The sequence below is a fragment of the Methylobacterium sp. P3_A11 genome, from assembly GCF_056403155.1.
Genome location: NZ_JBFUGA010000128.1, coordinates 1 through 14975 on the forward strand (window position 1 = coordinate 1; position 14975 = coordinate 14975).

Sequence of the window (14975 nt, forward strand, 5' to 3'; positions counted from 1 at the left end):
GCGCGTGCCGTCGTGGTCGGGCTCGCCGAGCGCGGCATGGCGCGCATCCTGGTGGCCAACCGGACCCTGTCCCGGGCCGAGGCGGTGGCCGCCCTGGCGCCGGGCATCGGCACGGCGCTGGCCTGGGACGCGCTGCCTGCGGCGCTGCGGGAGGCCGGGCTCCTCGTCAACACCACGTCCCTCGGCATGAAGGGCCAGCCGCCCCTCGACCTCGACCTCGCGCCCCTGCCGGCGGAGGCCGCGGTGGCCGACATCGTCTACGCGCCCCTGGAGACGGCGCTGCTGGCCGCCGCCCGCCGCCGGGGTCTCGCGGCGGTGGACGGGCTCGGCATGCTGCTGCACCAGGCGGTGCCGGGCTTCGAGGCCTGGTTCGGCCTGCGCCCGACCGTGACCCCGGCCCTGCGCGACCGGATCGTGGCGGATCTCGCCCCATGAGGCCGAAGGCCGGGTCCGGACCCGTCGTCCTCGGGCTCACCGGCTCGATCGGCATGGGCAAGTCGGCCACCGCGGCGATGTTCGCGCGGCTGGGCGTCCCGGTCCACGACGCAGACGCGGCCGTCCACGCCCTCTACGGACCCGGCGGCGCGGCCGCGGCGGCGATCGGAAAGGCCTTCCCCGGCGTGCTCGATCCGCAGGGCGGCGTCGACCGGGCACGCCTGCGCGATGCGGTGCTCGACGCGCCCGTGCGGATGGCCGCCCTCGAGGGGATCGTCCACCCGCTGGTGCGCGCGGCCAGCACGGATTTCCTGGCCCGGCACGCGGACGCCGCCCTGGTCGTTCTCGACGTTCCCCTCCTCTACGAGACCGGTGGCGAGGGCCGCTGCGACGCGGTCGCGGTGGTCAGCGCCCCGCCCGAGATCCAGCGCGCCCGGGTGCTCGCCCGCCCCGGCATGAATGAGGCCACCTTCGCGGCGATCCTGGCCAAGCAGCTGCCCGATGCCGAGAAGCGGGTGCGGGCGGATTTCGTCATCGACACGAGCCGGGGGTTTCCGGCCGCCGAGGCCGAGGTGGCCCGGATCGTCGCCCGGCTCACGCAGGGCCGTGCGCCGTCCTGCCCGGACGGCTGAGCGTCGACACGCGCGCCGGCCCGAGACCCTGTGCAGGAGGGAGACGCCATGCCGGGGGCCGATCCATGGGGCATCCGGGCAACACCGTGTATCACCGGTGGCGGGCATCTCGCCGATGGGAGGCCGTGCGCCATGCGGAGGACGAGACCGAACCGGCGGCCGGAGACGGCCTGGCGGCGAACCGGATTGACGCCCGGACGGCCTGCCGTCCGGCTCGCGTGCCTCGCCCTCGCCCTGCTCGGACCCGGGCCGGCGCCTGCGTCGCGGCCTGCCCCGCCGGCTACGAGGATCGGGGTCGCGATTGCGTCTACCGCAACACGTCCCGGTGAACGGCCGCGCAGGGCCGGTTAACCGCGCCGGCCTATCGGGTTAGGGTCAGCCCCCACCAGCGAGCCGCGAGACCCATGCTGCGCGAGATCGTCCTCGATACCGAGACCACCGGCACGGAAGCGAAGGGAGGCGACCGGCTGATCGAGATCGGCGCGGTGGAACTCCTGAACCACATCCCCACCGGCCGGACCTTCCACCGTTACTGCAACCCGCAGCGGGCCGTGTCCGAAGGCGCGTTCAACGTCCACGGCCTGTCGGACGCGTTCCTGTCCGACAAGCCGCCCTTCGCCGAGATCGTCGGCGAACTGCTGGCCTTCCTGGCCGACGGGCGCCTCGTCATCCACAACGCGCCCTTCGACGTCGGCTTCCTCAACATGGAATACGCCCGGCTCGGGGCCGGCGCCCCGCCGCCGATCCGGCTGGAGGACGTGGTCGACACCCTGCCGATGGCCCGGCGCAAGCACCCGGGCGCGGCCAACAACCTCGACGCCCTCTGCAACCGCTACGGCATCGACAACACCCGGCGCACCAAGCACGGGGCGCTCCTCGACGCGCAGATCCTGGCCGAGGTCTATGTCGAGCTGCTCGGCGGCAAGCAGACCAGCCTCGGCCTCCTGGACGCGGCGAGCGCCGCCCCGCCGCCCGGAGCGCTCGCCCAGGCCGCGACCCCGGCGGCACCCCGCCCCTACCGGAGCCGCCTCACCGAGGCCGAGCGTGCCCGCCACGACGGCTTCCGGGCGAGCCTCGGTCCCGCCGCGATCTGGGCCGAGTACATCGGGGCGGACGAGCCCGCCTGATCCCCGCCCTGCCCCGGCAGCGGTTGTTGCCGCATCGCACAGGGGCGTTTATTGCAATGCACCATACGCCGTCGGCGCACCATCTCGCGGGATGGTGAGGGATCGCCTCTGCGGTGGCACAGGCGCGTGGGTCCCGGCCGTGACGGAGATGCTGAGGCAGTGAGGCGCGCACGCATGACCGAGGATTTCGGCAGCCGCGACGGAGAGCGCGGCGACAAGCCCGTTTCGACGCCATTCGCCGACCTGATCGAAGCCACGCGGCTCACCGGCCTCGGCCGGCTCGACGAGGCGACCGCCCTGATCCAGCGCAGCCTCGGTGGCCAGAAGGCGACCCCCGTCGTCCCGCAGGACACCGACCCCCGCGACGGGCGCCCCGAGGCGCATCGGAACCCGGTCCCGGAGTCCGGGTTGCGGATGCGCGCGGTGGTGGATCAGGTCGTGCGCGGCCTCGCGCCGGTGCTGAAGGGCCTGGGCAACCCGCTGCGGCAGTCGCCGTCGCCGCCCGCCGCCGGGACGGGGACGGGCGGGGGCCGTTTCGTATCCCTGACCCATGCCGAGCCCGCCGGCACCCGCGAGTACAAGCTGTACATCCCGAGCCATCCGGACGCCGCGGCGCCGCTGATCGTGATGCTGCACGGCTGTACGCAGAACCCGGACGATTTCGCCGCCGGCACCGGCATGAACACCCTGGCCGAGCGCGCCGGCGTGTTCGTGGCCTACCCGGCCCAGAGCCGCCAAGCCCATGCCCAGCGCTGCTGGAACTGGTACGAGCCCCGGGACCAGATCCGCGGGTCGGGCGAGCCGGCGATCATCGCGGGACTCACCCGCGCCGTGATGGCCGCCCACCCCGTCGACCCGGCCCGGGTCTACATCGCCGGCCTGTCGGCGGGGGGCGCCGCCGCCCTGAACATCGCCCGCGCCTATCCGGACCTCTTCGCCGCCGTGGGCGTGCATTCGGGCCTCGCCGCGGGCTGCGCCAGGGATCTCGGCTCGGCGCTGATGGCCATGCAGGTCGGAGCGCCGGGCCTCGGCACCGCGACGCCCTTCGGCGCTCCCGCGATGGCGGTGCGCGTGCCGACGATCATCGTCCACGGCGAGGACGACGGCACGGTGAGCGTGCGCAACGCCGACCAAGTGCTCGCCCAGGCCAACATCGCCGGTCTGATGGCCCGGTCCGAAACCTTCGAGGGCCGTGGCCATCCCTTCACCCGCACCCGCTACCGGGACGAAGCCGGCCGGGTCGTCGTCGAGGATTGGCGGGTGCGCGGCGCTGGCCACGCCTGGTCCGGTGGCCACCCCGAGGGCAGCTACACGGATCGCGAGGGACCCGACGCCTCCCGGGCGATGCTCGATTTCTTCGCCGAGCACCGGCTGGGCTCGCGGCGGCCTTGAGGGCATTCCAGAGGACTTGCTCTGCGGCGGGCCGCCCGGCCGGACCGGGCCTCGCCCGCTTGCAGGGCTCTGCCCTGCACCCGCAAAAGGTCCCGGACCTTTTGAAACCAGGATTGTGACGGACCGACCATGACCGCCATCCCGACCCTCGACGGCCTCGCCGAGATCGCCGACCGGTACGACCTGATCCTCTGCGACGTCTGGGGCGTGCTGCACGACGGCCAGTCGGCCCACGGGGCCGCCGGCGAGGCCCTGATCCGCTTCCGCGGCCTTCCGGGGGCGCGGCCGCGGCGGGTCGTCCTCGTCTCCAACGCCCCGCGGCCGGGCGACGGGGTCGGACGCATCCTCGACCGGTTCGGCGTGCCGCGGGAGGCCTACGACGCGATCCTGACCTCCGGTGATCTCACCCACGCCCTGATCGCCCAGCGCCCCGGCGCCCGGATCCGGCATCTCGGGCCGGAGCGCGACCTCGGCATCTTCCAGGGACTCGATCTCAGCCTCGTTCCGGAGGCGGAGGCCGACCTCGTCGTCTGCACCGGCCTGTTCGACGACCGCAGCGAGACCGCGGACGATTACCGGCCGGAACTCGAACGCCTCGCCGCCCGCCGGCTCACGATGATCTGCGCCAATCCCGACCTCGTGGTGGAGAGCGGCAACCGGCTGATCCCCTGCGCGGGCCTGATCGCGGCGGCCTATGCCGAGATCGGCGGCGCCGTGGTCTATGCCGGCAAGCCGCACCGTCCGGTCTACGAAGCGGCCCTCGCCAAGGGGGCGGCGCTCACCGGCGCCCCAGTGGATGCCGGCCGGGTCCTGGCGATCGGCGACGCGATCCGCACCGACATCGCCGGCGCGCGGGGCTTCGGCATCGCGAGCCTGCTGGTGGCCCGGGGCATCCACGCCGAGGAACTCGGCGTCACCGCCGCGCATCACCGCCTGGGCGACGTGGCGGACTGGCTCGGCCGGCAGGCGGTGCACCCGGACGCGGTGATCGAGCGTCTGGTCTGGCAGGCCTGACCACCGCGCCGCGGGGGCGGCCCGCATCGCCGTGCCCGTGCCCGTGCCCGTGCCGGCATGCTACGGTTCGGCGATGAGCGAGCCCATCCCCGCCGCCACCCACGCCCGCACGATTCTGGCCGCGCACGAGCATCGCCGCCAGATCGCGCCGCTGACCGCCTGGGATCCCGGGCTCGACCTGGCGGCGGCCTACCGGGTGGCCGAAGCGGTGCGGCGCCTGCGCGCGGGGCGCGGCGAGCGGACGGTCGGCTACAAGATCGGCTTCACCAACACGACGTTGTGGGACCGGTACGGCGTCCGGGCGCCGATCTGGGGCCATGTCTACGACACGACCCTGCGCGACCGGGCCACGCTGCCGGGACCGGTCGCCCTCGCGGCTTTCGTGGAGCCCCGGATCGAGCCGGAGATCGTCTTCGGGCTGGCGCGCGCGCCGGAGCCCGGCATGGACGCGATGGCGCTGATCGACTGCGTCGACTGGGCGGCGTGCGGCTTCGAGATCGTGCAGTCCTTGTTCCCCGGCTGGCGCTTCGCCGCCCCCGACACGGTCGCGGCGTTCGGGCTGCACGGGCTGCTGGTGGTCGGCGAGCGGGTGCGGATCCCCCCGGCGGACCGGCAGCCCTGGATCGGCCGCCTCGCGGAATTTTCGGTCGCGCTGCTGCGGGACGGCGCCGTCGCCGACCGGGGCGGCGGCCGGAACGTCCTCGGCGCGGGGCCGCTGGCCGCCCTCTCCCACCTCGTCGATGCGCTGGCTAACGATCCAGCCGGACCGCGGCTGGCGGCGGGCGCGGTCGTCACGACCGGGACCCTGACGGACGCGCTTCCGGTGGCGTCCGGACAGGTCTGGAGCCTGCGGCTCGACGGGCTTCCGCTTCCCGGCATCGACCTTGCGCTGATCTGAAACGTCCCGTCCGGGTTATCGTGCGGGGATCGTGCGGTTTCCCGGACCGGCTCCGGGACTCAGGCATTGGTGATGCTTAGCCGACATGGCACATGCTGGAACATGCCTGGACGCCCGCGGCGACGCTACACGACCTTCCTCGTCTCCGTCACGACGGAGCGCGCAGACCCGGCATCGGGCGCCGTGGTCTATGCGGTGATGAAACCCGGCGCCGAGGAGGCGCTGGCGGCGGTCCGGCCGCTCGCCGGCCCGACGGACAGCCTCGCCGTCGTGGGCCGCCTGTCCACCCGGATCGCCAAGGCCCTCAAGCTGAAGCCCGACGAGCCGCGGGTGGTCTGAGCCGTCCGGTTCCGGCTCAATCCACCGCGAGCCTGTAGCCGACGCCCCGGACGGTCTGCAGGAAGACCGGGTTGGCGGGGTCGACCTCGGTCTTGCGGCGCAGGCGGTTGATCTGCACGTCGACGGTGCGCTCCGCCGCCGCGCCACCGGGTCCGGCGAGCTGCTCGCGCTCGACATTGGCGCCGCCCGCCATCGCCAGGATCGTCAGGATCTCGCGCTCGCGCTCGGTGATGCGGATCAGCTCGTCGTCCCGGCGCAGCTCGCCCCGGTCGACGCGGAACGCGAACGGCCCGAAGGTCACCGCCTCGGCGGCCGCCGCGCGGGGCCGCACGCTGCGCTTGATGATGTTGTTGAGCCGCAGCGTCAGCTCCCGCGGCTCGAAGGGCTTCGGCAGGTAATCGTCCGCGCCGATCTCCAGGCCCATCACCCGGTCGTTGGGATTGGAGCGGGCGGTGAGCATCAGGATCGGCACCCGCGAGGTCTCGCGCACGCTGCGGGCGTAGTCGAAGCCGTTCTCGCCGGGCATCATCACGTCGAGCACCATCGCGTCGAACACCACGCTCTGGGCGCGCGCCCGGGCCTCCGCGGCGCTGGCCGCGGCGGTGACCCGGAACCCCTGGTCGGTGAGGTAGCGGGCGAGCAGTTCGCGCAGGCGGCGGTCGTCGTCGACCACCAGGACATGCGGTGCCTCGTCGGGCAGGTCGGCCCGGGTGGCGGTGCTCACGCGCCCTCCCCATCCCGCATGCGCCCCTCGGGCTCCCCGCCGCGCCGGGCCATCAGGCGCTGGACTGCCGGGCGGTCCTCCGGCTCGATCATCGCCATCAGGAAGTCCTCCGGGGACCCCCGGGCGTCCGGCGCCGCGAGCGCCCGGGCGAGGCGGCGGGCCTGGACGCGGGTGAGGTCGGCCGCGAGTTCGGCGCCCGACGGGGTGCAGTACAGGAGGCGCTGGCGCCGGTCGCTGGATCCGGGCCTCTGCGCCACGTAGCCCTGCCCGATCAGGTCCTTGAGCACCCGGTTCAGGCTCTGCTTGGTGATGCGCAGGATGTCGAGGAGTTCGGCGATGGTCAGGCCCGGGTAGCGGTCGACGAAGTGCAACACCCGATGGTGAGCCCGGCCGAAGCCGTAGGCGGCTAGGATCCGGTCGGGATCGCCCACGAAGTCGCGGTAGGCGAAGAACAGCAATTCGATCAGGTCGTCGCTGCCGAGGGCGGCCGGCGCGGCGCCCGGAACGGGGTTGGCCGCGAGGTTCGCCTCGCGCGGGGCTGTCCGTGTCACGGCGCGGCCGCTCCCAACGGGTGATAGGTCAGTCCCCGTGACGTTTCTCAAGCAGGCTCCGGCCCGTCAACCCTGGCCGGCGGGTCCGGCGCGGCGCCGCGGCGGTTTCGTCCCGGGTTGCCGCCGATCCTGCCCCTCCGCTACGCAGGGCCGGTCGGGCGACGGGAGGAGACGTGACCATGGCCGAGGCCGCCGAACCGGACCTGCGCCGCCTCTGGATCCGCGATCCCCGCGCCATCCTGGCCGAGGGGGCCGGCGGCGGGATCGTCGTCGCGGGCACCCGGATCGTCGAGCACGTGCCGGCGGGCGCAAGGCCGACCGCTCCGGTGGACGAGACCTTCGACGCCACGCGCCACGTGGTCATTCCCGGACTGATCAATACCCACCACCACGCCTTCCAGACGCTGACCCGTGCCCATCCGCTGGCGATCAACAAGCCGCTCTTTCCCTGGCTGAAGGCGCTCTACACGGTCTGGGGGCGGATCACCCCGGAGGCGTTCCGCCTTGCCACCCGGGTGGCCTTCACCGAGTTGCTGCTCTCGGGCTGCACCACGGCGGGCGACCACCACTACCTGTTCCCAAGGGGGCTGGAGGATTCGGTGGACGTCCAGGTCGACGAAGCCCGGAGCCTCGGCATCCGGGCGGCGGTCACCCGCGGCTCGATGAGCCTGTCCGACCGGGAGGGCGGCCTGCCCCCCGAAAGCCTGACGCAGGACGACGACACGATCCTGGCCGATTGCGAGCGGGTGCTGAACCTCTTCCACGACCCGGCCCCCGGGACGATGGTGCAGATCGGCCTCGCCCCCTGCTCGCCCTTCGCGGTGACCAAGCGCCTAATGCGGGAGAGCGCCGCGCTGGCCGCCCGGCACGGAAGCCGGCTGCACACCCATCTCGGCGAGACGCGCGACGAGGACGCCTACTGCCAGGCGATGTTCGGTTGCCGGCCCGTCGACTACCTCGAAGAGGTCGGCTGGCTGAACGACCGGGTCTGGCTCGCCCACGGCATCCACTTCAACGATGCCGAGGTGGCCCGGCTCGGCAGGGCGGGGGTCGGCGTCTGTCACTGCCCGACCTCGAACATGACCCTGGCGTCGGGCCGCTGCCGGACCTGCGAACTGGAGGCGGCGGGCTCGCCCGTAGGCCTCGGGGTCGACGGCTCGGCCTCGAACGACAGCTCGAACCTGATGGAGGGCGTGCGCCACGCCCTGATGATCAACCGGCTCACCTACGGGGCGGAGGCCGTGACCCATCGCGACGCGCTCCGCTGGGCCACCGAGGGGTCGGCCGCCTGCCTCGGCCGGTCCGATATCGGGCGGATCGCGCCGGGCCGCGAGGCGGACCTCGCCCTGTTCACCCTGGACGAGCTGCGCTTCTCCGGCGCCCACGATCCCCTCGCGGCGCTGGTCCTCTGCGGTGCCACCCGGGCCGACCGGGTGATGGTGGCGGGTCGATGGCGGGTGATCGACGGGCAGCCGCTGGGTGTCGATACCGGGATGCTGCGCGAGGCGCATTCCCGGCTGGCGGTGGAGTTGTTCGGGGCGATGTAGAGGGCGGGCAGTCACCGCCCGGGCGAGCCCTGACCCGCCCTGCCCCGTCATCGCGAGCGTCAGCGAAGCGACCCAGGGTGGCACGACCTCGGAGAGCGTGGCGCCGCTGGGTTGCTTCGCTCCGCTCGCAAGGACGAACGGCGGAGCCCGCCCATGGAGGGAGCCCCGCGCGATCCTCAGAACAGCCCGTCGATCTGCCCGTCGGCGTCGAGCCGGATCGTGTCGGCGGCGGGCACCCGGGGCAGGCCCGGCATGGTCATGATCTCCCCGCAGATCGCCACCACGAAGCCGGCACCGGCCGAGAGCCGGACGTCGCGCACGCCGACGATGTGGCCCTCAGGGGCGCCCATCAGGGTCGGGTCGGTGGAGAACGAGTACTGGGTCTTGGCCATGCAGATCGGCAGGTGGCCGTAGCCGTCCTTCTCGAAGGTGGCGAGCTTTCCGGCGGCCTTGGTCTCGATCTGGATGTCGGCGGCGCCGTACAGCTTGGTGGCGATCGCCCGGATCTTGTCGGTGAGGCGGCTCTCGGTCTCGTAGGCGTGGCGGATCGGGGCCGGCTCCGCCTGGCTGAGCTTCACCACCGCGCGGGCCAGTTCCTCGGCGCCGGCCCCGCCCTCGGCCCAGTGTCGGCAGGTGATCGCCTCCACGTCGAGCCGCTCGCGGCACAGTTCCTTGAGCTTGGCATGCTCGGCGTCCGTGTCGGCGTAGAAGTGGTTGACGCCGACCACCACCGGCAGGCCGAAGCCGCGCAGGTTGGTGACGTGCCGGGCAAGGTTGGCAAAGCCCTTCTCCAGGGCGTCGATGTTCTCGCCCCCGAGGTTCTTCTTGTCGACGCCGCCGTGCATCTTGAGGGCGCGGATCGTCGCCACCACGACCACGGCCGAGGGGGTCAGGCCCGCCTGACGGCACTTGATGTCGAGGAACTTCTCGGCGCCGAGATCGGCGCCGAAGCCGGCCTCCGTCACCGTGTAGTCGGCGAGCCGCAGGCCGGCCCTTGTGGCGATCACCGAATTGCAGCCATGGGCGATGTTGGCGAAGGGGCCGCCGTGGATCAGCGCCGGGTTGCCCTCGAGCGTCTGCACGAGGTTCGGCTGCAGGGCGTCCTTGAGCAGCACCGTCATGGCGCCGGTGGCCTTCACGTCCTTGAGGGTGACGAGCTTGCGGTCGCGGGTCTCGGCGATGACGATCCGGCCGAGGCGCTCCTCCAGGTCGGCGAGGTCCTTGGCGAGGCAGAACACCGCCATCACCTCGGAGGCGACCGTGATGTCGAACCCGTCCTCGCGGGGGAAGCCGTTGGCGACGCCGCCCAGCGACTGGTTGATCTGGCGCAGCGCCCGGTCGTTCATGTCGACGACGCGGCGCCAGTGGATGCGGCGGACGTCGATGTTGAGCTCGTTCGCCCAGTAGACGTGGTTGTCGATCAGCGCGGCCGCGAGGCTGTGGGCCGCCGTGATGGCGTGGAAGTCGCCGGTGAAGTGCAGGTTGATCTGCTCCATCGGCACGACCTGCGCCTTGCCGCCGCCGGCCGCCCCGCCCTTCATGCCGAAGCACGGCCCGAGGGACGGCTCGCGCAGGCAGATCATGGTCTTTTCGCCGATGCGGTTGAGCGCATCGCCCAGGCCCACCGTGGTGGTGGTCTTGCCCTCGCCGGCCGGCGTCGGGGAGATCGCGGTGACCAGCACGAGCTTGCCGGGCGTCCGGCTCTCCAGCCCGGCGATGTAGCCGTGGTCGATCTTGGCGATGTGCTTGCCGTAATGGTGGAGCGCGTCATCCGGGATGCCGAGCGTCTCGGCGACCTGCGCGATCGGCTTCAGGGTCGCGGCGCGGGCGATCTCGATATCTGACGGCATGGGCGTTCCTCCCTGACTCGCGGGCACCCTGCCCGCCGCCGGCTCTTGCCGTGCGGATGTCCTGCCGTGCGGGCGACCGCCCGCGAACGGCTGCGCACTGTGCGTCAAACGGTTGGGAAAAGCGCGTCGATTTTTATGAGGTGGCGGACAAAAACAAGTTTTCGGTAGGCCGGTTGAAGAGTGCCCGGGGATGGCTTCCATCCCACCCCCTCATCCTGAGGTGCCGGAGCGCAGCGCAGACCTCGAAGGAAGCCGCCAGAGGCCATAGCGATCCCTGGAGGCCTCCTTCGAGGCGGCTGCGCCGCACCTCAGGATGAGGATTGTGGATGGGATCGGGCGCGCTCAGCCCCCCGACTTCTTGGCCTTGTCTGCGGCGCCCGGCGCCTCGTGGGGCTGCGGCGCGCCCTTGGGCAGCTCCGGGTTGTCGGCATTGTGGGGAGCGGCGACCGGGGCCGGCACGGTCTCGGCCGTGGCGGTGGGCTTCTCGGTCTCCGGCAGCCCATCCTTCAGCTTCGCGTTGATCTGCGCGAGGTCGTCCGGCTCGGGGTTCAGGTCCTTGGCGTGCTGCCACTGGAACTTGCCCTCGAGCCGCCGGCCCGAGCGCCAGTAGGCGTCGCCCAGGTGGTCGTTGATGGTCGGATCGCCCGGCTTCAGCTCGACGGCCTTCTCCAGCTCGCGCACCGCGTCGTCCCAGCGGCCGAGGCGGAAATAGGCCCAGCCGAGGCTGTCGACGATCATGCCGTCCCGGGGGCTCGCGTCGGCGGCCTGCTGCAGCAGCTTGAACGCCTCGTCGATGTTGGTGTTCTGGTCGACCCAGGAATAGCCGAGATAGTTCATCACTTGGGCCTTGGCGGCCGGCTGGTTGGCCGGCACCAGGGACAGGGCCTTCTTGAGGTCGGCCTCGGCCTTCGGCCATTGCTTGGCGCGCTCGTAGGCGGTGCCGCGGAAGTAGTAGGTCGTCCAGTAATTGGACTGCGGCCGGTCGCCGATCAGGTCGATGGCGCGGGTGTAGGTGGCCGCGGCCTCCTCGTACTTCTTGCGGGCGCGCTGGACGTTGCCGAGCGCGGTGATCACGTCGATGTCGTCCGGGTGCGCCTTCATGGCGGCGTCGAGATGCGCCAGCGCCTCGTCGCTCTTGCCCATCTGCTCCAAGTTCAGGCCGACCTGGATGTCGGCGTTGAGCTTGAGCGGCGAGGTGGCGGGGATCTGCGCGTAGGCCTCGTTGGCGCGCTCGGGCTGCTTCATCCGGTCCAGCGTGTCGGCGAGCGTCAGCCGGGCCAGCGCGTGGTCGGGGGCGAGGTAGAGCGCCAGTCGCAGGTAGATCACCGCGGGCAGCTCGTCGCCCTGCGTCGAGCCCGCCGAACCCAACCCGTACAGCACCTCGGCGGCGCCCTCCTGGGCGGTGCCGATCAGGCGGGTGAGCGGCTTGCCGTCCTTGAGCTTGTCGAGGGCGTCGCGCACCAGCGGATGGCGCGGCGAGAGCTGGTCGAAGTCGGAATAGGCCTGGATCGCCAGGTCGGTGCGGCCGAGGCTCGCCTCCATCCGGGCGTAGGCGTCGACGATGCGCAGGGTGTTGCGGTCGGCCTCGTAGGCGGCCTTGAGGCGCCGCTCGGCCTCGGCGTTGTCGCCGGTCACCGAGGCGATCAGGCCGGCATGGTAGTCGCGGAAGGTGTTGTAGTAGCGCTCGCCCCGGAGCTTGTTGACCGTCTCGAGGGCCTTCTTGCCGTCGCCCGCGCCTGCGTACGACCAGGCGGTGAGCAGCGTGGCAGTGAGGTCGGTCGCCGCGCCCCGGCCGCTGCGCGAGAAATTCTGGCGGGCGGCGGCCCACTGGCCGGCCTTGATCTGGCGCACCCCGAGGGTGAGGTTGGCCAGCCCGTTGGTCGGATCGCGGGCGATGAGCTTCTCGGCCGTGCGGAACGCGTCCGGCAGGGCGCCGTCGGCGAGCAGCGAGATGAAGGCGCGCTCGACCAGCTCGGCGTTGCGCGGGTCGGCCTTCACGGCCTCGCGGTAGTAGGTCGCCGCCGCGGCGGTGTCCCGGGACGCGCCCGCGATGTAGGCGGAGAGGAAGTTGCCCTCCAGCGAATCCGCGGGCTCGTAGTCGAGCACCGGAGTCGATTCCTTCGGCTGCGCGGCCAGAACGGTCTGCGGAAGCCCGGCAGCGAGCAGCAGGGCGAGCGCCGAGACGCTCCGGCGTGCGCGTGTTGTCTTCATGAACCGATCGCGGCTCCTGGGCGCCGGGCCATCGGGGGCCGGGCGCGAGAATGGCGGGTTATCCCCGAAAAAACGCTGGGGACACTGAACCCATCCCGCCAGCCCCGCAAGGCGAAAGGATGGCGCCCCGCCATCCCCGCCCGCCCCGGGCGCCTCACATGTTCGGGTAGTTCGGCCCGCCCGGACCCTCCGGCGTCACCCAGTCGATGTTCTGGTTCGGATCCTTGATGTCGCAGGTCTTGCAGTGGACGCAGTTCTGCGCGTTGATCTGGTAGCGCACCCCGTCGCTGGCGGCGGAATCCTCCACCCACTCGTAGACGCCCGCCGGGCAGTAGCGGCCCGAGGGTCCGCCGTAGACGTCGTGCTCGGAGCGCTTCTGCAGCTCCGGGTCACGGACCTTCAGGTGGGGCGGCTGGTCCTCCTCGTGGTTGGTGTTCGACAGGTAGACCGAGGAGAGCCGGTCGAAGGTCAGCTTGCCGTCGGGCTTCGGGTAGACGATCGGCGTCACCTCCGCGAGGGGCTTGAGGCAGGCATGATCGGGCTTGCCGTGCTTGAGCGTGCCGAACGGCGAGGCACCCAGAATGCTGGTCGCCCACATGTCGATCCCGCCGAGCCCGACGCCGACCAGCGTGCCGTATTTCGACCAGAGCGGCTTGACGTTGCGCACGGCCTTCAGGTCCTGCCCGATCGGGCTGTCGCGCCAGCCGGCCTCGTAGGCGGCGAGCTCGTCGCCCGCGCGGCCCGCCTTCAGGGCGTCCGCGATGGCGTCGGCCGCCTGCATCCCGGACAGGATCGCGTTGTGCGAGCCCTTGATCCGCGGCACGTTCACGAAGCCCGCCGAGCAGCCGACGAGGCACCCGCCCGGGAAGACGAGCTTCGGCACGGACTGCCAGCCGCCCTCCATGATGGCCCGCGCCCCGTAGCCGATGCGCTTGGCGCCCTCGAAGGTCTCGGCGATCATCGGGTGGGTCTTGAAGCGCTGGAACTCCTCGAACGGCGACAGGGTCGGGTTCTCGTAGTTCAGGTGCGTGACGAAGCCGACCGAGAGCAGATGGTCGTCGAAATGGTAGAGCCACGAGCCGCCGCCGGCCTTGTTGGGCAGGGGCCAGCCCATCGTGTGCTGCACGAGACCGGGCTCGAACTTGCCGGGCGCGAGCTGCCACAGCTCCTTCACGCCGAGCCCGTACTTGAAGTGGTCGCTGTACCGGTTGAGTTCGAAGCGCCGGATCAGCCCCTTGGTGAGGTTGCCCCGGGCGCCCTCGCCGAACACCGTGTACTTGCCCCGCAATTCCATGCCGCGGGTGTAGTCGTCGCGCGGCTCGCCGGACTTGCCGATGCCGAGATCGCCCGTGGCGATGCCCGCCACGGCGCCGTTGTCGTCGAACAGCACCTCGGAAGCCGGGAAGCCCGGATAGATCTCGACGCCGAGCGCCTCGGCCTGGGCGCCCAGATACTTGCAGGTGTTCGAGAGCGAGCCGACGAAGTTGCCGTGGTTCGACATGAGCTTGGGGAAGAACAGGTTCGGCAGGGTGATGCCGCTGTTCTTGGTGAGCATCATGAACTCGTCGCGCTGGACCTCGGTCTTCAGCGGCCGCTCCGGGTCGGTGCGCCACTCGGGGAGCAGCCGGTCGAGGCCGATCGGGTCGATCACCGCCCCCGACAGGATGTGGGCACCGACCTCCGAGCCCTTCTCGACGACGACGACCGAGATCTCCTCGCCGATCTCGGCGGCGCGCTGCTTCAGGCGGATCGCGGTGGCGAGCCCCGCCGGACCCGCGCCCACCACGACCACGTCGAAATCCATGCTCTCGCGTTCGGGCAGCGCCATCCTCGCCTCTCCTTTTCTTGTTCCGGCCCCGATGCGTCGACGGGCCGGCATCCCTGCTGCCGTCTCAAGCGATTCCAAGCTAGAAAGGCAAGCTGCCGACGCCCAGCCCCGCGGCAAAGTTCCCTCCGCCGCATGGACGCGGTGCGCGGGCGCGGAAGAATGGCCCGTCCCGTGCCGTTCGGTCACGCAAGCCTTTGCCGGCGGGCGTGTTTTCAGGCGTTGTCCACAGGCGTCGCCGGCCCCACATGCTGAACCACATGCCGAGCCCTCCAGACGCGCAAGCCGACCTGATCGCCTATCTCGACTTCCACGTGGAGGCCGGTGCCGACGCGGTTCTGGACGAGCGGCCCCATGACCGGTTTGGCGAGGCGGACGCGCCCGCGCCGACCCTGCGCGCGTCGCGCCGGGCCGCCGCCCCCCGCACCGC

The 14975-nt window shown here is 71.9% G+C and carries 13 protein-coding genes and 1 pseudogene; 9 read left to right on the forward strand and 5 right to left on the reverse strand.

The window, feature by feature from the left end; all coding sequences use genetic code 11:
- From AC1DXK_RS26965 to AC1DXK_RS26995, 7 genes are all read left to right on the forward strand, one after another.
- Nucleotides 1-435, forward strand: a 435-nt coding sequence (locus tag AC1DXK_RS26965) for a shikimate dehydrogenase family protein (protein ID WP_477299477.1), incomplete at its 5' end; no start/stop codon positions are given.
- Complete coding sequence (coaE, locus tag AC1DXK_RS26970) at nt 432-1067, forward strand: dephospho-CoA kinase (protein ID WP_457108505.1); 636 nt, start codon at nt 432-434, stop codon at nt 1065-1067. The genes AC1DXK_RS26965 and coaE, both read left to right, overlap by 4 nt.
- A gap of 404 nt (nt 1068-1471) precedes the next feature.
- Entirely contained in the window at nt 1472-2194 is a 723-nt protein-coding gene (gene dnaQ / locus AC1DXK_RS26975; protein WP_457108506.1) for a DNA polymerase III subunit epsilon, read from the forward strand.
- 174 nt (nt 2195-2368) lie between these two features.
- A complete protein-coding gene (locus AC1DXK_RS26980; protein ID WP_457108507.1) occupies nt 2369-3586 on the forward strand; it encodes an extracellular catalytic domain type 1 short-chain-length polyhydroxyalkanoate depolymerase in 1218 nt (405 codons plus the stop codon).
- Nucleotides 3587-3715: 129 nt separating this feature from the next.
- Entirely contained in the window at nt 3716-4600 is an 885-nt protein-coding gene (locus AC1DXK_RS26985) for a TIGR01459 family HAD-type hydrolase (protein ID WP_457108508.1), read from the forward strand.
- 73 nt (nt 4601-4673) lie between these two features.
- A complete protein-coding gene (locus AC1DXK_RS26990) occupies nt 4674-5498 on the forward strand; it encodes a 2-keto-4-pentenoate hydratase (RefSeq protein WP_457108509.1) in 825 nt (274 codons plus the stop codon).
- A 102-nt stretch (nt 5499-5600) separates the two neighbouring features.
- The gene (locus AC1DXK_RS26995) at nt 5601-5837 is read left to right on the forward strand and encodes a hypothetical protein (protein WP_457108510.1); all 237 of its coding nucleotides are present in this window, start codon (nt 5601-5603) and stop codon (nt 5835-5837) included.
- Nucleotides 5838-5853: 16 nt separating this feature from the next.
- Here AC1DXK_RS26995 and AC1DXK_RS27000 read toward each other — a convergent pair whose 3' ends face one another.
- Nucleotides 5854-6561, reverse strand: coding sequence for a response regulator (locus AC1DXK_RS27000; protein WP_457108511.1), 708 nt, complete (start codon nt 6559-6561; stop codon nt 5854-5856).
- Complete coding sequence (locus tag AC1DXK_RS27005; RefSeq protein ID WP_457108512.1) at nt 6558-7112, reverse strand: MarR family winged helix-turn-helix transcriptional regulator; 555 nt, start codon at nt 7110-7112, stop codon at nt 6558-6560. The genes AC1DXK_RS27000 and AC1DXK_RS27005 overlap by 4 nt, the downstream gene beginning before the upstream one ends.
- A 179-nt stretch (nt 7113-7291) precedes the next feature.
- Between AC1DXK_RS27005 and AC1DXK_RS27010 the strand changes: the two genes are divergently transcribed.
- Nucleotides 7292-8659, forward strand: coding sequence for an 8-oxoguanine deaminase (locus AC1DXK_RS27010; protein ID WP_457108513.1), 1368 nt, complete (start codon nt 7292-7294; stop codon nt 8657-8659).
- Nucleotides 8660-8835: 176 nt separating this feature from the next.
- Here the strand turns inward: AC1DXK_RS27010 and AC1DXK_RS27015 are convergent, their stop codons facing one another.
- The 3 genes from AC1DXK_RS27015 to AC1DXK_RS27025 all read right to left on the reverse strand — a co-directional run bounded on the left by AC1DXK_RS27015 (nt 8836) and on the right by AC1DXK_RS27025 (nt 14548).
- Nucleotides 8836-10509, reverse strand: coding sequence for a formate--tetrahydrofolate ligase (locus AC1DXK_RS27015; RefSeq protein WP_457108514.1), 1674 nt, complete (start codon nt 10507-10509; stop codon nt 8836-8838).
- Between the two features lie 342 nt (nt 10510-10851).
- On the reverse strand, nt 10852-12720 hold the full coding sequence (locus tag AC1DXK_RS27020) for a tetratricopeptide repeat protein (protein ID WP_457108515.1): 1869 nt from the start codon (nt 12718-12720) through the stop codon (nt 10852-10854).
- A 154-nt stretch (nt 12721-12874) separates the two neighbouring features.
- On the reverse strand, nt 12875-14548 hold the full coding sequence (locus tag AC1DXK_RS27025; RefSeq protein WP_457108516.1) for an electron transfer flavoprotein-ubiquinone oxidoreductase: 1674 nt from the start codon (nt 14546-14548) through the stop codon (nt 12875-12877).
- Between the two features lie 245 nt (nt 14549-14793).
- On the opposite strand from AC1DXK_RS27025, the pseudogene AC1DXK_RS27030 reads away from it, so the two are divergent.
- Nucleotides 14794-14975: pseudogene (locus AC1DXK_RS27030) on the forward strand (uracil-DNA glycosylase); the annotation flags it as partial.